Origin of the sequence: Micromonospora sp. NPDC051296 (assembly GCF_040682255.1) — a bacterium.
Taxonomy (GTDB): Bacteria; Actinomycetota; Actinomycetes; order Mycobacteriales; family Micromonosporaceae; genus Micromonospora; species Micromonospora craterilacus.
On record NZ_JBFBAO010000108.1, the window covers coordinates 1 to 17,825 of the forward strand.

The following is a 17,825-nucleotide window of genomic DNA, read 5'->3' on the forward strand; positions in this document are numbered from 1 at the left end:
CGCTGGTGGTGGATCTGTGCAGCGGGTCCGGGGCGATCGCGTTGGCGGTGGCCCAGGAGGTGCCGGCCGCCCGGGTGGTGGCGGTGGAACGCTCGCCCGCCGCGCTGTCCTGGCTGCGCCGCAACGCGGCGGCCCGGGTCGCCGCCGGGGACCGGCCGATCGAGGTGGTCGAGGCGGACGTGACCGATCCCGACCTGCTGGCCGAGCTGTCCGGCCGGGTCGACGTGCTGCTCTGCAACCCGCCCTATGTCCCGCAGGCGGTGGCCGTGCCGCCGGAGGTGGCCGGGCACGACCCGGCGGAGGCGGTGTTCGGCGGGGCGGACGGCCTGGCCGTGCTCCGGCCGGTGGTCGACCGCGCGGCGACCCTGTTGCGACCGCGTGGCGTCCTCGGCGTCGAGCACGACGACACGCACGGCACCGTGGTACCCGGGCTGCTCGCCGAGGACGGCCGGTACGCGGCGATCGCCGAGCACCACGACCTCGCCGGCCGGCCCCGCTTCGCCACGGCGTCCCGCCGGGCGGACCGCCCGCGACCGGACCCGGCCGTGACGTGGCAGACTGGCTCCTCGTGATGCTCTACGACTGCCGGTCGCTCGCCGACCGGGACCGCGGCATCGCTGCGGCCATCGAGGCGGTTCGCAACGGCGAACTGGTCGTCCTGCCGACCGACACGGTCTACGGGATCGGCGCGGACGCGTTCACCCCGTACGCGGTCAAGGCGCTGCTGGACGCCAAGGACGCCCCGCACGCGCCACCACCGGTGCTGATCGGCTCCCGGCACACCCTCGACGGCCTGGTCTACACGCTGCCGCCGGCCGCGCGGGACCTGGTGGAGGCGTTCTGGCCCGGCGCGCTGACCATCCTGGTGAAGCACTCGGCGAGCCTGCGCTGGGACCTCGGTGACGACAGCGGCACGGTGGCGGTCCGGATGCCGCTGCACCCGGTGGCGCTGGAGGTGCTGCGGGAGACCGGCCCGATGGCCGTCGCCGCGGCCAACAAGTTCGGCCAGCCGGCCGCGCTCACCGCCGACGAGGCGCGCGACCAGCTGGCCTACTCGGTGCGGGCGTACCTGGAGGCCGGGCCGGCGGTGGATCCGGTGCCGAGCACGATCGTGGACCTGACCGGTGAGGTGCCGGTGCTCGTCCGGGAGGGGGCCATCGACCTGGACCGGCTCCGCGACGTGGTGCCGGACCTGCGCGAGAGCCAGGTGGCGTGAGTGCCTCCGTTCACCGTCCTGCACGTCTGCATGGGAAACATCTGCCGTTCGCCGATGGCCGAGCGGCTGCTCAGCCTCGCGGTGGGGGAGCGGCTGGCCCGGCGCGACGTCGACCCGGCCCGGGCCGACGAGTTGCTGCACAGCCACAGCGCGGGCACCGGTGGCTGGCACGCCGGTGAGGAGATGAACCCACCGGCCGCCCGTCAGGTGACCACCCGGGGCGGCAGCGTCGCCGGCTTCGCCGCGCGCAAGCTGCGCTCCGACCACATCGACGCGGCCGACCTGGTCCTGACCGCCACCGCGGACCAGCTGGAGTACGTGGTGGCGCTGCGTCCCGACGCGGTGTCCCGCACGTTCGTGCTGGGCGAGTTCGGCCGGCTGCTGGCCGCCCTGGATCCGGCCGCGCTGCCGCCGGCCGAGGCGACCCCGGAGGCGGTCTACGCCCGCGGTGCGGCGCTGGTCGAGGCGGCGCACGCGGCCCGCCAGGGCACCACCCCGCTGCCCACCGACGACCTCGACGACCCGTGGGGGCGCGGCGACCAGTGCTTCAGCCGGGTGGCCGATGAGATCGAGGAGACGGTTCATCCGCTCGCGGCGGTCCTGCTGCCCTGACTGCGGGTCGGGTCGCTGCCATGGCACCCACCCGTGCGAATTTCCTCCGGGTTTGAGGGAAAAGCGCGGCAGAAATGGCGATTAGCGCCATTCTGGGAGGGTCCTGCCGGCTCCTGCGGGGAGAGCTGATGACCCGGGCGATCCTGCCGAAAGTGTTCACCGTCCTGCTGTCCGGCGCGCTGGCCGGCCTGGTACTGGCGACGGCGGCGCTGCCGGCCGCGCTGGTGTTCGGCATCGGCTTCGCGTCGCTCTCCGGGCCGTACGCGGAGTTGCCCAGCACGCTGCGTACGCCACCGACGGCCCAACGGTCCAACCTGTACGCCAACGACGGCACCACCCTGATCACGTCCTTCTACCAGGAGGACCGGGTGGACGTGCCGCTGGACGAGGTGGCGCCGGTGATGCGACAGGCGATCATCGCCGCCGAGGACGTCCGGTTCCACGAACACAGCGGGGTGGACCTGCGGGGCGTGGTGCGGGCCTTCACCGTCAACCAGGGTGCCGGCGGCACCCGACAGGGTGCGTCCACGTTGACCATGCAGTACGTCCGCAATGTGCTGAGCACCGACCCTCGGCTGAGCGAGGCGCAGCGGGCCGCGGCCACCGAGGTGAGCCCCGCCCGCAAGATTCAGGAGATGCGCTACGCGCTGGCGCTGGAGCGGGAGCTGACCAAGGACCAGATCCTGACCCGGTACCTCAACATCGCCTACTTCGGGGCCGGGGCGTACGGCATCGCCGCCGCCAGCAAGCGCTACTTCTCCACCTCCCCGGCCGACCTCACGCTGGCCCAGGCGGCGTTGCTAGCCGGGCTGGTCCGTTCCCCGAACACCGACGACCCGATCAACGGGGACGCGGACGCCGCCACGGCCCGCCGCGCGTACGTGCTGGACCGGATGGTCGAGTCGGGTCAGGTCACCCCCGAGGCGGCGGCCGGTGCCAAGGCCGAGCCGCTGGACCTACGCCCGCACGAGACCCCGAACGACTGCACGGCGGTGCCCGAGGAGCACAACGACTGGGGCTTCTTCTGCGACTGGTTCACCCGCTGGTGGAACGACCAGCAGGCCTTCGGCGGCAGCGTCGACGAACGGCAGCGCACCCTGCGCCGGGGTGGCTTCAGCATCGTCACCTCGCTCGACCCGGCCGTGCAGGAGGCCACCACCGAGCAGGTCCGGCAGATCTACTCCGTCGAGAACCGGTTCGCCGCGCCGACCGCCGTGGTCCAGCCGGGCACCGGCCGGGTCCTCGCCATGGCGGTCAACCGCGTCTACAGCGTGGCGGCCAACCCGCCTCGGCAGAAGAACCACCCGAACACCGTCAACCAGCTCATCGCCGGGGGCGGCACGATCGTCGGGTACCAGGCCGGGTCCACGTTCAAGCTCTTCACCATGCTGGCCGCCCTGGAGGCCGGGCTGCCGCTGAGTACCGAGTTCGACGCCCCGTCGCGGATCGTCACCGACTACAAGGTCAGCGGGAACGCGAGCTGCGGCGGCTACTGGTGCCCGGAGAACGCCAGCAGTTCGATGAGTGGCGAGCGCGACATGTGGACGGCGTTCGGCCGCTCGGTCAACACGTACTTCGTCTGGCTGACCGAGCGGATCGGCGCGGACCGGGTGGTGGAGATGGCCGAGCGGCTCGGCATCGTGCTGCGGGCCGAGGACGACGCGCTGCTGGCCCGGCACGGCGCACGCGAGTGGGGACCGTTCACCCTGGGCGTGGCCGCCACCACCCCGCTGGACCTGGCCGGCGCGTACGCCACGGTGGCGGCCGAGGGGACCTGGTGCGCGCCCACCCCGATCACCTCGATCACCGACGCCGCCGGGCGGCGGGTGACCGCCGGGCAGCCGGACTGCCGGCAGGTGCTCGACGTCGACGTGGCCCGGGCGGCGGCGGACGCGGCCCGCTGCCCGGTCGGCGACCAGTCCATGTACCGCGCCTGCGACGGCGGTACGGCCACCCGACTGCGCGGCCAGCTAGGCCGGCCGGTGGCCGGCAAGACCGGCAGCTCCGAGGGGTACGCCACGGAGACCGTGGTGGCCTTCACCCCGCAGTTGGCGGTCGCCATGATGGCGGCCAATCCCGACGAGCCCCAGGACGGGGTCGGCGCGAAGGTGCAGGCCGACATGGTGGATGCGGTGGCGGAGACCCTCGCCTTCGGTCTGCGGGACCAGCCGGTACGCGACTTCGTGCCGCCCAGCGAACGGACCGCGTACCGGGTCACCGGGGACCGCTCCGGCAACTGAGCCTCACCGTGGCGGCTGGACCTCCGCCGCGACCTGCTCGGCGCCCTCGGCGATGTTGCGGGCCATCCCGCCGAAGACCAGCGCGTGGAACGGCGCCACCGCGGCCCAGTACGCGTGCCCGGCCAGCCCCCGGGGCAGGAACACCGCCCGCTGCCGGTACTGGACCTGCCCGGCGCCGTCCCGCCGCACCTGCATCTCCAGCCAGGCCTGGCCGGGCAGCCGCATCTCGGCGCGCAGCCGCAGCAGCTCGCCCGGCACGATCTCCTCCACCCGCCAGAAGTCCAGCGCCTCGCCCACCCGCAGGTGATGCGGGTGACGCCGGCCGCGGCGCAGCCCCACCCCGCCGGCCAGCCGGTCCAGCCAGCCCCGCACCGACCAGGCCAGCGGGAACGAGTACCAGCCGTGCTCGCCACCGACGCCCTCGATCACCCGCCAGAGCGCCTCCGGTGGCGCCGCCACCGCCCGTTCGCGCAGGTCGGTGTAGGCCGTGCCGCCGCTCCAGTCTGGGTCGCTGGGCAGCGGCTCGGCGGGCGCGTCCGGGCCGGCCGCGGTCGACCAGCGGGTCTCCACCTCCGCGTCGCGTACCCGGGCCAGGGCCAGCTCGACCGCCCGGTCGAAGCCGGTCAGCCCGCCCGGTGGGTCCGGCAGATACGTCGCGATGTCGTGCTCGTGCGCGACCGCTTCGTGCACCAGGCTGGCCACCAACGGCCGGGCGAGCGCGTTGGGCACCGGGGTGACCAACCCGACCCAGTACGAGGAGAGCGCGGGCGTCAGCGGGCGGACGGGCACGAGCAGCCGGCGGGACAGCCCGGCCACCCGGGCGTAGCGCTGCATCATCTCGCCGAAGGTGAGCACGTCCGGGCCGGCGATGTCGAAGCCGCGGTTGACCTCCGGCGGCAGGCCCGCGCAGCCGACCAGGTAGCGCAGCACGTCGTCGACCGCGATCGGCTGGATCCGGTTGGCAACCCAGCGCGGGGTGACCATCACCGGCAGCCGCTCGGTCAGGTAGCGCAGCATCTCGAACGACGCCGAGCCCGAGCCGATGATCACCGCCGCCCGGAGGACCACCGTCGGCACCCCGCTGTCCAGCAGGATCCGCCCCACCTCGCTGCGGGAACGCAGGTGGGCCGAGGTGGCCGCGTCGCCGGCCGCGAGCTCCGGCCCACCCAGGTAGACGATCCGGCGTACGCCCGCGGCGTGGGCCGCCGCCGCGAAGGCCGTGGCGGCCCGCCGGTCGGCGGCCTCGAAGCCGGGCTGCCCGAGCGAGTGCACCAGGTAGTACGCCACGTCGACGCCGTCGAACACCCCGGTCAGCGTCTCCGGCCGGCTCAGGTCCCCCTCGACCACCTCGACCCGGGATATCCACGGCACGTCGCGGAGCCGTCCGGCCCGGCGGGCCAGGCAGCGCACCTCGTTTCCCTCGGCCAGCAGGCGGGGCGCCAGCCGCCCACCGATGTAACCCGTCGCGCCGGTGACCAGGCATCTCACGGTCTCCAGTCTGGGGCCGCCTAGACTCTGGCGCTGTGGAGACCGTGAAGGGCACCTTCTGGGGGCCGGACTTCGAGCAGCTCAGCGCAGGCGACCCGGAGATCGCGGAGGTGGTGCTCGGCGAACTCGACCGGCTGCGCGGCGGCCTGCAACTGATCGCCAGCGAGAACCTCACCTCGCCGGCGGTGCTGGCCGCGCTGGGCTCGACGCTGACCAACAAGTACGCCGAGGGCTACCCGGGCCGGCGCTACTACGGCGGCTGCGCGCAGGTGGACCGGGCCGAGGAGATCGGCATCGCCCGGGCGAAGGAGCTGTTCGGCGCCGAACACGCCAACCTCCAACCGCACTCCGGCGCGAGCGCCAACCTGGCCGCGTACGCCGCGCTGGTGCAGCCGGGCGACACCGTGCTGGCGATGGAACTGCCGCACGGCGGGCACCTGACCCACGGCAGCCGGGTGAATTTCTCCGGCCGGTGGTTCGCCACCGTCGGCTACACCGTCCGGCGGGACACCGAGCTGATCGACTACGACGAGGTACGCGACCTGGCCCGTACCCACCGGCCCAAGATGATCATCTGTGGCGCGACGGCGTACCCGCGGCTGATCGACTTCGCCCGGTTCCGGGAGGTCGCCGACGAGGTCGGCGCGTACCTGATGGTGGACGCCGCGCACTTCATCGGGCTGGTCGCCGGGCAGGCCATCCCGTCGCCGGTGCCGTACGCCGACGTGGTCTGCGCCACCACCCACAAGGTGCTGCGCGGTCCGCGTGGCGGCATGATCCTCTGCCGGGAGTCACTGGCCGAGCGGATCGACAAGGCGGTCTTCCCGTTCACCCAGGGCGGCCCGCTGATGCACGCCGTGGCGGCCAAGGCCGTCGCGTTGCGCGAGGCGGCGCAGCCGGAGTACCGGACGTACGCCGCGCAGGTGGTCGCCAACGCGCGGGCGCTCGCCGACGGGCTGGCGGCCGAGGGGATGCGCCCGGTCTCCGGCGGCACGGACACCCACCTGGCCCTGATCGACCTCCGGGACACCGGGGTGACCGGGGCCGAGGCCGAGGCGCGGTGCGACGTGGCGACGATCACGCTGAACAAGAACGCCATCCCGTACGACCCGCAGAAGCCGATGGTCGCCTCGGGAATCCGGGTGGGCACGCCGAGCGTCACCACACAGGGCATGGGGGAGGCGCAGATGCGCCAGGTCGCGGAGCTGATCGGCCGGGCGGTGCGAACCGATCCGGCGGCCCCGGGCGGGGCCGACGAGTTGACCCGGATCGCCGCCGACGTGGCCGAGCTGGTCGCCGACTTCCCGGCGTACCCCCGATGACCGCGCCTCGCGCCGGTGAGCCCGGCGTACCTCCGATGTCCGCGCCTCGTGCGGGGGAGCCCGGTGCCATCCGGGCCCGCCTGCCGCATCTGCGCCTGCCGCTGCTCGCCTGCGCCGTGCTGGCCTTGGTCGGGGTGCCGGCCGCGGCCCTGCTGCGCGGTCCGACCGGCGCGGCCGGGGTGGCCGCCGGGATCGCCCTGGTGATCGTCAGCTACCTGATCTCCAGCCTCTCGGTGGCCTGGGCCGACGCGGTGCACCCGAAGTTGATCATGTCGGTGGGGCTGCTCACCTACGTCACGAAGATCGTCTTCCTGGGTGTGGCGTTGGCGGCCGTGGCGGCCACTGGTTGGTCGGGATTGCCGGACATGGGCGTGTCGATCATCGCGGCCGTGGTGGTATGGACCGGAGCCCACCTGACCTGGGCTTTGCGCTCCCCGCTGCCCACCGTGGACCGCTCGTCCGAGCACTGACCGTACGGCTGGCGTTTCCCCGGCGTTTCATCCTCCTGTTCTGCTGGCCGTTCAGGAGTAGGCTGACCCCCGGCTTGACGCGCCCGCACCCGCCGCCCGCACGCTGCTCGCAGTGTGGGGGGTGCCGCACACTCGCGAAACACCCGGCTGATAGTGTTCGCCTCGTCATGGCCGACAACCCTCACCCCGGAAGCTCCGACGAACACTCGTCGGAAGGCGTTGCCGGAGCCGTCATCGGCTACCTGCTCGCCGGCATCGTGGTGTGGGGATTCCTCGGCTGGTTGGCGGGGGAATTCCTCGGCTTTCCGACCGGCATCGGGATCGGCGTGGGCATGATGCTCGGCGCAGCCGGAGCGATCTACCTGATCATGAAGAGGCTCGGTGCCTGAGTTCCGGCACGCGCGGGTCTGTCGAGTGCGGAGGATGACACGGTGAGCGGACAGTTGATCGCCGCTGAGGGCCTTCCCTGGCCTCCCAGGGTTGAAGATTTCTACCCGCCGGACCTGGCCGGTCCGTGGGTCACCAAGTTCACCCTCATGATCTGGCTGGCCGTCGGACTCCTGATCATCTTCTTCATGGCCACCTACCGGAACCCGAAGCTGGTGCCGAGCAAGGGCCAGTGGATGGCGGAGTCGCTCTACGGCCTGGTGCGGGACAACATCGTCCGCGAGCAGATGGGCAATGCCGGCATCCGGTTCGCGCCCTACTTCACCGTGCTGTTCGCCTTCATCGCGCTGACCAACCTCTTCGGCATCGTGCCCGGCCTGCAGATCTCGCCGAACTCGCACATCGCCTTCCCGATCGTGCTGACCGCGATCACCTACGTGATGTACCTCTACATCGGTGTCCGCAAGCACGGCCTGGGCCGCTACCTCAAGCAGAACCTGATCATCCCCGGCGTGCCGTGGCCGATGCACTTCCTGCTGATCCCGATCGAGTTCCTGCAGAACTTCATCAACCGGCCGGTCACCCTGGCGGTGCGACTCTTCGCGAACATGTTCGCCGGTCACCTGATCCTGCTGGTCTTCACCGTCGGCGGCTTCGTCATGCTCGCCTCGGACAACGTCTTCATCCAGGTGACGTCGGTCTTCTCGTTCCTGATGGCGATCCTGATGGCCTTCTTCGAGGTGCTGGTCGCGCTGTTGCAGGCGTACGTCTTCGTCACCCTGTCCGCCAACTACGTCGGCAGCTCGCTCGCCGCCGAGCACTGATCCACGCAGACCCGGCGGGCCGCCCGGCCCGACCAAGCTTCCGGTAAGACCGCGTACGCGTGAGAGCCTCACGCGTCTACTAGGAGGAATACCCGCAATGACTGCACTTGCCGCCATCGAGGGCAGCGTCAACACCATCGGCTACGGCCTCGCCGCCATCGGCCCCGGTATCGGTGTCGCCCTGATCTTCGCGGCCTACATCCAGGCCAGCGCCCGCCAGCCGGAGTCCGCCGGCTACAACCGCACCTGGCTGGTCCTGGGCTTCGCGCTGGTCGAGGCGCTCGCGCTGTTCGGCCTGGTGCTCGCCTTCGCCGTCGGCGGCTGACGCGCCACACTCCTCGACCTGGAGGTCTGACATGTTCATCGCCGCCGAAGGCGTGGAGCACCACCCGCTCGTGCCGATCTGGCAGGAGCTGGTCATCGGGTCGATCGCCTTCGCCCTGCTCTGCTTCGTCCTGCTGAAGTTCGTCATGCCGCGCATGGAGGCGATGTACCAGGCGCGGGTCGACGCGATCGAGGGCGGCCTCAAGCGTGCCGAGGCTGCCCAGGCCGAGGCCAACCAGCTGCTCGAGCAGTACCGGGCCCAGCTCGCCGAGGTGCGTACCGAGGCGGCTCGGATCCGGGACGACGCCCGGGCCGACGCCGAGTCGATCCGTACCGACATCCTGGCCAAGGCCCGGGAGGAGTCCGACCGGATCATCGCCGCCGGCCGGGAGTCGCTGGCCGTGGAGCGCCAGACCATCGTGCGCGAGTTGCGCGCGGAGGTCGGTGGCCTCGCGGTCGACCTGGCCAGCCGGATCGTGGGCGAGTCGCTCGCCGACGAGGCCCGCCGCAAGGGCACCGTCGAGCGGTTCCTCACCGATCTCGAGAGCGCGGGGGCCCGCTGATGCAGGCCGCCAGCCGGGAGTCCTACACCGCCGCCCACACGCGGCTGGAGGAGTACGTCCGGAGCGCCGAGCCGTCGGCGGTGGCCACCACCGGCGGCGAGCTGCTCGCCGTGGCGGACCTGCTGCGGCGCGAGGTCCGGCTGCGCCGGGCGCTCTCCGACCCGGCCCGTGAGGGTGCGGATCGGAGCGGGCTGCTGACCGGGGTGCTCTCCGGCAAGGTCGGCGCGGACGCGCTCGACCTGCTCGGCACGCTGGTCGCCGGCCGGTGGTCGGCACCGTCGGAGCTGCTCGACGGTGCCGAGCGGCTGGGCGTACAGGCCCTGCTCGCCAGCGCCGACCAGGCCGGCGAGCTCGGCGAGGTGGAGGACGAGCTGTTCCGCTTCGGCCAGGTGGCCGCCGCGGATTCGCAGCTGTCCAACGCCCTGTCCGACCCGATCGCGCCGGTGGCCCAGCGGGCCGAGCTGGTCGGGATGCTCCTTTCGGACAAGGCCCGGCCGGTGACGGTGCGGCTGGTGGAGGCGGCCCTGGCCGGCTTCGGCGGCCGGTCGTTCTCCGCCGCGCTGACCCGGTTGGTGGAGCTGGCGGCGGAGCGGCGCGACCGGCAGGTCGCGTACGTGACCGTCGCGGCGCCGCTCACCGAGGACGAGGAACGCCGGCTGGGTGACCAGCTCTCGGCCATCTACGGCCGGGCGGTCGCCGTGAAGCTTACGGTTGACCCGACGATCCTCGGCGGAGCGAGCGTCCGGGTGGGTTCTGACCTGTACGACGGGACGATCCTGCGCCGCCTCAACGAGACCCGTAACGCGCTCGCGAAGCGCTGACCAGCACCCCGCGAAGCGCCCGGAATGACAGTCGACCCGAGGACCGGTCGGTACTAGGTATCCCGGGCCCCTGATACTTAAGGAAGCAGAGGATGGCCGAGCTGACCATCTCGACGGAGGAGATCCGCGGCGCCCTGGAGCGCTACGTCTCCTCCTACTCGCCCGACGTCTCCCGCGAGGAGGTCGGCACCGTCGCTGACACCGGTGACGGCATCGCCCACGTCGAGGGTCTGCCCTCGACCATGACCAACGAGCTGCTGGAGTTCGAGGACGGCACGCTCGGCGTGGCGCTGAACCTCGACGTCCGGGAGATCGGTGTCGTCGTCCTCGGCGACTACTCCGGTCTTGAAGAGGGGCAGCGCGTCAAGCGCACCGGCCGGGTGCTCTCGGTGCCCATCGGCGACGGCTTCCTCGGTCGCGTGGTCGACGCGCTCGGCCAGCCGATCGACGGCCTCGGCGAGATCGCCAACGAGGGCTACCGGGAGCTGGAGCTCCAGGCCCCGAACGTGATGGCCCGGCAGTCCGTCTCCGAGCCGATGCAGACCGGCATCAAGGCGGTCGACGCGATGACCCCGATCGGTCGGGGTCAGCGGCAGCTGATCATCGGTGACCGCAAGACCGGCAAGACCACGGTCGCCCTGGACACCATCCTCAACCAGCGGGAGAACTGGGCCTCCGGCGACCCGAAGAAGCAGGTCCGCTGCATCTACGTCGCCATCGGCCAGAAGGCCTCCACGATCGCCTCGATCAAGGGCCAGCTGGAGGAGGCCGGCGCGATGGAGTACACCACCATCGTCGCCTCCCCGGCGTCCGACCCGGCCGGCTTCAAGTACCTCGCCCCGTACACCGGCTCGTCCATCGGGCAGCACTGGATGTACGGCGGCAAGCACGTGCTCATCGTCTTCGACGACCTGAGCAAGCAGGCCGAGGCGTACCGCGCCGTGTCGCTGCTGCTGCGTCGCCCGCCGGGCCGCGAGGCGTACCCGGGTGACGTCTTCTATTTGCACTCCCGGCTGCTGGAGCGCTGCGCGAAGCTCTCCGACGAGCTGGGCGGCGGCTCGATGACCGGCCTGCCGATCATCGAGACGAAGGCCAACGACATTTCGGCCTTCATCCCGACCAACGTCATCTCCATCACCGACGGCCAGATCTTCCTGGAGACCGACCTGTTCAACCAGGGCGTCCGGCCGGCCATCAACGTCGGCACCTCGGTCTCCCGGGTGGGTGGCGCGGCGCAGGTGAAGCCGATGAAGAAGGTCTCCGGTTCGCTGCGGCTGAACCTGGCCCAGTTCCGTGAGCTGGAGGCGTTCGCCGCCTTCGCCTCGGACCTGGACAAGGCCTCCCGGGCCCAGCTCGACCGCGGTTCCCGCCTGGTGGAGCTGCTCAAGCAGCCGAACTACGCGCCGTACCCGGTGCAGGAGCAGGTCGTCGCGGTCTGGGCCGGCACCGAGGGCAAGCTGGACGACGTCCCGGTCGGCGAGGTCAAGCGCTTCGAGACGCAGTTCCTGGAGCACCTGCGGCGCAAGAACAACGCCACGTTGCAGGCGATCGCGGACAACAAGTGGGACGACGAGATCGTCGCCGCCCTCGACGCCGCCATCACCGATTTCAAGCAGGGCTTCCTCGGCCGTGAGGACGAGCGCACGATCAACGAGGCGCCGGCGGCGCCGCTGGAGGGCGAGGCCGAGCACGAGACGGTCACCCGCTACAGCGGCGGGGCCCCGGCCCAGAAGCAGTAGGGCCGGGCCATGGCGGCGCAGGTACGTGTTCTTCGTCAACGGATCCGCTCGGCGAAGGGGATGAAGAAGATCACCAAGGCGATGGAGCTCGTCGCGACGAGCCGGATCGCCAAGGCCCAGGCCCGGGTGGCGGCGTCCCTGCCGTACGCCCAGGCCATCACCGGCGTGCTTACGGCGCTGGCGTCCAACGCGCGGATCGACCACCCGATGCTCACCCCGCGCGAGCGGGTGCGCCGGGCGGGCGTGCTGCTGGTAACCGCCGACCGTGGTCTGGCCGGCGGTTACAGCTCCAACGCGATCAAGACGGCGGAGTCGCTGATCGCCCGGCTCCAGGCCGACGGCAAGGAGCCGGTGCTCTACGTCATCGGGCGCAAGGGCGTGTCGTTCTACCGGTTCCGCAACCGGCCGATCCAGGCGAGTTGGACGGGCTTCTCCGAGCAGCCGTCGTTCGCCGACGCCCGCGAGGTGGGTGAGACGCTGATCAAGGCGTTCACCGCCGGCGCGGACGACGTCGACGGCGACCCCGGCGAGGACGGCGTGCTCGGCGTGGACGAACTTCACATCGTCTACACCGAGTTCAAGTCCCTGATGACCCAGACCCCGGTCACCCGGATCATCGGGCCGTTGCAGGTCGAGGAGCGGCCCCGGTCCGAGGCGGCTCCTGGCGTGTTGCCGGACTACGACTTCGAGCCGGATCCCGAGGCGCTGCTCGACGCGCTGCTGCCGAAGTACATCAACACGCGGATCTACGCGGCGTTGCTGGAGTCGGCGGCGAGCGAGTCGGCGGCCCGGCGGCGGGCGATGAAGAGCGCCACCGACAACGCCGAAGAGATGATCGAGAAGTACACGCGTGAGATGAACTCGGCCCGCCAGGCCGGGATCACCCAGGAGATCAGCGAGATCGTCGGCGGCGCTAACGCGCTGGCCGCGTCGGGAAGTGAAGTGTGATGACTGCCCCAGTAGAGACCAAGACGGCCACGGGTCGCGTGGTCCGGGTCATCGGCCCGGTCGTCGACGCCGAGTTCCCGCGCGACGCCATGCCGGACCTGTTCAACGCCCTCAAGGTGGACGTGACCCTGTCCGGCGGTGAGAAGACGCTGACCCTGGAGGTCGCCCAGCACCTGGGTGACAACCTGGTCCGCGCGATCTCGATGCAGCCGACCGACGGTCTGGTCCGTGGCGCCGAGGTGCGCGACACCGCCGGCCCGATCAAGGTGCCGGTCGGTGACGCGGTCAAGGGCCACGTCTTCAACGCCATCGGCGAGTGCCTCAACCTCACCGAGGGCGAGACCATCCAGGCCGACGACCACTGGGGCATCCACCGCAAGGCCCCGGCCTTCGCGGACCTGGAGCCGAAGACCGAGATGCTGGAGACCGGCATCAAGGTCATCGACCTGCTCGCCCCGTACGTCAAGGGCGGCAAGATCGGCCTGTTCGGCGGCGCCGGCGTGGGCAAGACGGTGCTCATCCAGGAGATGATCACCCGTGTCGCCCGCAACTTCGGTGGTACCTCGGTCTTCGCCGGCGTGGGTGAGCGCACCCGCGAGGGCAACGACCTCATCCACGAGATGACCGACTCCGGCGTCATCGACAAGACCGCCCTGGTCTACGGCCAGATGGACGAGCCGCCGGGCACCCGGCTGCGGGTCGCCCTCTCCGCGCTGACCATGGCGGAGTACTTCCGCGACGTGAAGAAGCAGGAGGTGCTGCTCTTCATCGACAACATCTTCCGCTTCACCCAGGCCGGTTCCGAGGTCTCCACGCTGCTCGGCCGGATGCCGAGCGCGGTGGGTTACCAGCCGACCCTGGCCGACGAGATGGGCGAGCTGCAGGAGCGGATCACCTCCGTCAAGGGCCAGGCCATCACGTCGATGCAGGCGATCTACGTGCCGGCGGACGACTACACCGACCCGGCCCCGGCCACCACGTTCGCTCACCTGGACGCGACCACCAACCTGGAGCGGTCGATCTCCGACAAGGGCATCTACCCGGCGGTGGACCCGCTGGCGTCCTCGTCCCGGATTCTCGCCGCGGAGTTCGTCGGCCAGGACCACTTCCAGGTGGCCACCGAGGTGAAGCGGATCCTGCAGCGCTACAAGGACCTGCAGGACATCATCGCCATCCTCGGTATCGAGGAGCTCTCCGAGGAAGACAAGATCACCGTTGGGCGGGCCCGACGGATCGAGCGCTTCCTGTCGCAGAACACCTACGCGGCGGAGCAGTTCACCGGCGTACCGGGCTCGACGGTCCCGATCAAGGAGACCATCGAGGCGTTCCGGAAGATCAGCGAGGGCGAGTACGACCACTTCCCCGAGCAGGCGTTCTTCATGTGCGGTGGGCTTGACGACCTGGAGAAGAAGGCCGCCGAGCTGATGAAGGGCTGACCCTTCGGCACGAACGAAAGAAGGCCGTCCCGGTAACTCCGGGGCGGCCTTCTGTTCATCTTCGGGACGTATCATCGCCGCTGCCCGGTTTCCCGGGTCGGCGATGTTGCCGTCCGCGAGATACCGTCTAGCCACGCTCATGCGCCGATGAGCAGTAAATCGACTTCAACCATTCGCTACGCACGCCCGTATCTCCCAGCGGGTGTGACGAACGGAGACGCAGGTGAGCAAGGCCGGCCGGGGCGGCAAGCGCGGCAAGCGCAGTGGAAAATCGTCGATGTGGAAGGGCGTGCCCGGCTGGGCGCGGTTCTGCACCATCTTCGGCGTGGTCCTGATGATGCTGAGCGGGACGTCGCTGGTCGGCGCCGAGGCGCTGATGGCCCGCTACGAAGGCGCGGTCGGCAAGGCGGACCTCTTCGGCGACGAGGCGGCCGGCACCGGCGAGCGCAAGAGCGACATCAAGGGCCCGCTCAACATCCTGCTGGTCGGCATCGACCCGCGCGACGAGGACACCCCGCCGCTGAGCGACGCCATCATGATCCTGCACGTGCCGAAGGAGATGGACCGGGCCTATCTCTTCTCCCTGCCGCGTGACCTCTACGTCGACATCCCGGCGTTCCCGAAGGCGGAGTTCAGAGGGTCCACCACCAAGCTGAACGCCGCGATGTCCTTCGGCAGCCGGGTGCCCGGCGGGAAGCCGGACGCGGCACAAGGTTTCCAACTGCTCGCCAACACCGCGCAGAAGGTCACCGGGATCGAGCGCTTCGACGCCGGGGCGATCATCAACTTCTCGGGTTTCCAGAAGATCGTCGACGCCATGGGCGGCGTCACGATGAACATCGAGCGGGAGGTCCGCTCCGAGCACCGCGAGCCGGACGGCAAGCACCGCAAGGGCAACCCCAACGGCAAGGGCTACGTCGGGCCGCAGGCGATCTACCCGAAGGGCAAGCAGCACCTCAAGGGCTGGCAGGCGCTGGACTACGTCCGCCAGCGCTACCCTTCGAGCGGTGTCCCCGACGGTGACTACGGCCGGCAGCGGCACCAGCAGCAGTTCGTCAAGGCGATGGCCAGCCAGGCGTTCAGCGCCGATGTGGTGACCAACCCGGTGAAGCTGGACAAGGTGCTCCGGGCGGCGGGCGAGTCGCTGATCTTCAACGGCCGGGGCCACAGCGTGGTCGACTTCGGTCTCGCGCTCAAGGACATTCGCCCCGGCAACATCCAGATGATCAAGCTGCCGGGCGGCGGCATCAACGAGAACGGCAGATACCTCGGTGAGAAGTTCGTACCCGAGGTGGACGAGTTCTTCGTGGCCCTGGAGAAGGAGCTGCTGGACCCGTTCCTGCTGGAACACCCCAAGTTCGTGAACAAGGGCTGATCGTGGCGCAGGTCTCGGCACCCGCATGAAGAACACGACCAGGGCGGGACTAGACTTTCCCCAATCCGCCGCCTCAGCAAGGAGACAGCGTGGCAGAGCAGCTTAACGTCCAGCTCGTGGCCGTCGAGGAGAAGGTCTGGTCCGGCAAGGCCGAGATGGTCATGGCCCGGACGACCGAGGGTGAGCTGGGTGTGCTGCCGGGGCACGCGCCCCTGCTCGGCCAGCTCGCCGAGCCCGGCCAGGTACGCATCAAGCTCGCCGGTGGCGAGCAGCTCGCCTACGAGGTGGCCGGCGGCTTCCTTTCGGTGAGCGAGCGGGGTGTGACCGTGCTGGCCGAGACCGCGACCCCGGCCTCCGCCGCTCAGGGCAGCTGAGTCGACCCGCCGATGGAGATCGTCGAAGGGATCGGAATCGGCTTCGCCGTGATCCTCGGCGCGATCCTGTTCCTCTTCATTCGGCGGGCCATCGTCACCCGTAGCGGAGGCATCATCCGGCTCAGCGTCCGGACCTCCACCATGCTCGACGGCCGCGGCTGGTCGCCCGGCTTCGGCCGGTTTCTCGGCGACGAACTCCGCTGGTACCGGATGTTCAGTTTCGCGGTACGCCCCCGGCGGGTGTTGTCCCGCGACGGGCTGACCGTGGAGCGACGGCGCCTGCCGGAGGGGCAGGAACGGATGTCCATGCCGGCCGACTGGATCATCCTCCGGTGTACCAGTCGACACGCTCCGGTCGAGATTGCCATGGCGCGATCCACCGTCACCGGATTCCTATCCTGGCTCGAGGCCGCCCCTCCGGGGGCGGTCTCGCCGCGTGTGGCCTCCCAGGACTGGCCTGCTGCCTGACTCTTTCGCGGGTCTGCGGTTGCTGTGCTGCCTGTTGTCCCCTGTTTGTCCCCTGTTGTCGGGGTGGTTCCTGGTCTCGGGTGGCCCCTGTCCCGATTGATCATGAAGTTGGCGGGGGTTTTGATCTCGGGAGCACCCGCTAACTTCATGATCATCGGACGGCGTGGTCTGCGGTCGGGTGGTCTGGGCCGTGGTGTCCGGTTGTTGGGCTGGGCGGCGGGGTGCTGGGCGGAATGGTGGGCGGGCGGGAGGCGTTGGACACCCCTGAACGACCGAGGAAGACGCCCGCCGAGGTGGGTGTGCGCGGCCCGGAATGAACGTGGGCCGGCGGTCGTTACACATGGTCCGGCGTCGCGAAGTGGCCGATGCCCCGCGCGCCAGAGGTCTTTCCTTTCTTCGAGCGCCTGACGGTGCTTGCGCACGCGATCCCGACCCCCATCGGTGTGTGCGCCAACCCCCGAATGGAGCTTTGTCATGAACACGATCTTCCGTAAGACCGTTCTCGGTATTGCTGGTGTGGCCTTCACCGGTGGTGTGTTCGCCGGTCCGATCGCCGCTCACGCCGACGCCGGCCCGGTTACCGGCAACCTGGTTGCTGCTGTGCAGGCCGACAAGCCGGACAGCGCCAAGCTGATCCCGCACGGTGTGCAGGGTGCGCAGTCGAAGATCGACCTGAACGACGAGCAGGTCTCGAACGCGAAGGCGATCATCGCCGCGACCAAGAAGGCGGGCCTGCCGGAGCGGGCGGCGGTGGTGTCGATCGCGACCAGCCTGCAGGAGTCGAAGCTGGAGAACCTGGGCCACCTCGGTGACCTCAACGACCATGACTCGCTGGGCCTGTTCCAGCAGCGGCCGTCGAGCGGTTGGGGCACCCCGGAGCAGATCACCGACCCCGAGTACTCGACCCTGGCCTTCCTCAAGGGCCTCAAGCAGGTTGACGGGTGGCAGGACATGCCGCTGACCGACGCCGCCCAGACGGTGCAGGTCTCGGCCTACCCGGACGCCTACGCCCAGTGGGAGCAGCAGGCCGCCGACCTGGTCACCCAGTACTGGAACAGCTGACAACCGCACAAAGCAGAGCCGCTGGCCGGCACCGGGCTGGGCAGCGCCCGTACGCTGTGCAGCTCCGCCGCCGGCGCCAGCGCCGGCAGCTTCCGATGCGGCGTGGACTTCGAGCCGCTGCGCTACTGGCGTGGCCCCAGCTGGATGAACATCAAC

General features: G+C 70.4%; 19 protein-coding genes. 18 read left to right on the forward strand and 1 reads right to left on the reverse strand.

What is annotated here, in order from left to right:
• The 4 genes from AB0M52_RS14040 to AB0M52_RS14055 all read left to right on the forward strand — a co-directional run.
• Positions 1-572: HemK/PrmC family methyltransferase (locus AB0M52_RS14040; protein ID WP_363953134.1), on the forward strand; the 572-nt coding region annotated here is incomplete at its 5' end.
• Positions 572-1,216, forward strand: a complete 645-nt coding sequence (locus tag AB0M52_RS14045) for an L-threonylcarbamoyladenylate synthase (protein WP_111213208.1) — start codon at positions 572-574, stop codon at positions 1,214-1,216. The genes AB0M52_RS14040 and AB0M52_RS14045, both read left to right, overlap by 1 nt.
• Entirely contained in the window at positions 1,217-1,828 is a 612-nt protein-coding gene (locus AB0M52_RS14050; RefSeq protein WP_363953136.1) for a phosphotyrosine protein phosphatase, read from the forward strand.
• Between the two features lie 128 nt (positions 1,829-1,956).
• Positions 1,957-4,068, forward strand: a complete 2,112-nt coding sequence (locus tag AB0M52_RS14055) for a transglycosylase domain-containing protein (protein WP_363953138.1) — start codon at positions 1,957-1,959, stop codon at positions 4,066-4,068.
• A gap of 3 nt (positions 4,069-4,071) precedes the next feature.
• Here AB0M52_RS14055 and AB0M52_RS14060 read toward each other — a convergent pair whose 3' ends face one another.
• Positions 4,072-5,556 (reverse strand): SDR family oxidoreductase, encoded by a 1,485-nt coding sequence (locus AB0M52_RS14060; RefSeq protein WP_363953140.1) that lies wholly within the window; start codon positions 5,554-5,556, stop codon positions 4,072-4,074.
• Positions 5,557-5,591: 35 nt separating this feature from the next.
• Here AB0M52_RS14060 and glyA point away from each other — a divergent pair, with 35 nt between their 5' ends.
• The 14 genes from glyA (at position 5,592) to AB0M52_RS14130 (ending at position 17,669) form a co-directional block, all read left to right on the forward strand.
• Positions 5,592-6,878, forward strand: coding sequence for a serine hydroxymethyltransferase (gene glyA, locus AB0M52_RS14065; RefSeq protein WP_363953142.1), 1,287 nt, complete (start codon positions 5,592-5,594; stop codon positions 6,876-6,878).
• A complete protein-coding gene (locus AB0M52_RS14070) occupies positions 6,875-7,348 on the forward strand; it encodes a hypothetical protein (RefSeq protein WP_363953144.1) in 474 nt (157 codons plus the stop codon). Before glyA ends, AB0M52_RS14070 begins: the two co-directional genes overlap by 4 nt.
• A 167-nt stretch (positions 7,349-7,515) precedes the next feature.
• Positions 7,516-7,737, forward strand: a complete 222-nt coding sequence (locus AB0M52_RS14075) for a hypothetical protein (protein ID WP_363953146.1) — start codon at positions 7,516-7,518, stop codon at positions 7,735-7,737.
• Positions 7,738-7,779: 42 nt separating this feature from the next.
• Positions 7,780-8,559, forward strand: a complete 780-nt coding sequence (gene atpB / locus AB0M52_RS14080; RefSeq protein WP_111213192.1) for a F0F1 ATP synthase subunit A — start codon at positions 7,780-7,782, stop codon at positions 8,557-8,559.
• 97 nt (positions 8,560-8,656) lie between these two features.
• Positions 8,657-8,884, forward strand: coding sequence for an ATP synthase F0 subunit C (gene atpE / locus AB0M52_RS14085; protein WP_111213191.1), 228 nt, complete (start codon positions 8,657-8,659; stop codon positions 8,882-8,884).
• Between the two features lie 31 nt (positions 8,885-8,915).
• Positions 8,916-9,446, forward strand: coding sequence for a F0F1 ATP synthase subunit B (locus tag AB0M52_RS14090; RefSeq protein ID WP_363953148.1), 531 nt, complete (start codon positions 8,916-8,918; stop codon positions 9,444-9,446).
• Positions 9,446-10,267, forward strand: a complete 822-nt coding sequence (locus tag AB0M52_RS14095; RefSeq protein WP_363953150.1) for a F0F1 ATP synthase subunit delta — start codon at positions 9,446-9,448, stop codon at positions 10,265-10,267. Before AB0M52_RS14090 ends, AB0M52_RS14095 begins: the two co-directional genes overlap by 1 nt.
• Before the next feature lie 92 nt (positions 10,268-10,359).
• The gene (atpA, locus tag AB0M52_RS14100; protein ID WP_363953152.1) at positions 10,360-12,006 is read left to right on the forward strand and encodes a F0F1 ATP synthase subunit alpha; all 1,647 of its coding nucleotides are present in this window, start codon (positions 10,360-10,362) and stop codon (positions 12,004-12,006) included.
• A 9-nt stretch (positions 12,007-12,015) separates the two neighbouring features.
• A complete protein-coding gene (locus AB0M52_RS14105) occupies positions 12,016-12,954 on the forward strand; it encodes a F0F1 ATP synthase subunit gamma (RefSeq protein WP_363953154.1) in 939 nt (312 codons plus the stop codon).
• Positions 12,954-14,390, forward strand: coding sequence for a F0F1 ATP synthase subunit beta (atpD, locus tag AB0M52_RS14110; protein WP_363953156.1), 1,437 nt, complete (start codon positions 12,954-12,956; stop codon positions 14,388-14,390). Before AB0M52_RS14105 ends, atpD begins: the two co-directional genes overlap by 1 nt.
• Positions 14,391-14,667: 277 nt before the next feature.
• A complete protein-coding gene (locus AB0M52_RS14115) occupies positions 14,668-15,765 on the forward strand; it encodes an LCP family protein (protein WP_363953164.1) in 1,098 nt (365 codons plus the stop codon).
• A gap of 89 nt (positions 15,766-15,854) precedes the next feature.
• Positions 15,855-16,139: a F0F1 ATP synthase subunit epsilon gene (locus AB0M52_RS14120; protein WP_363953158.1), complete on the forward strand. Its 285-nt coding sequence runs from the start codon at positions 15,855-15,857 to the stop codon at positions 16,137-16,139.
• Between the two features lie 12 nt (positions 16,140-16,151).
• A complete protein-coding gene (locus tag AB0M52_RS14125) occupies positions 16,152-16,607 on the forward strand; it encodes a DUF2550 domain-containing protein (protein WP_363953160.1) in 456 nt (151 codons plus the stop codon).
• A gap of 474 nt (positions 16,608-17,081) precedes the next feature.
• Entirely contained in the window at positions 17,082-17,669 is a 588-nt protein-coding gene (locus AB0M52_RS14130; protein ID WP_363953162.1) for a hypothetical protein, read from the forward strand.
• Positions 17,670-17,825 lie beyond the last annotated feature (156 nt).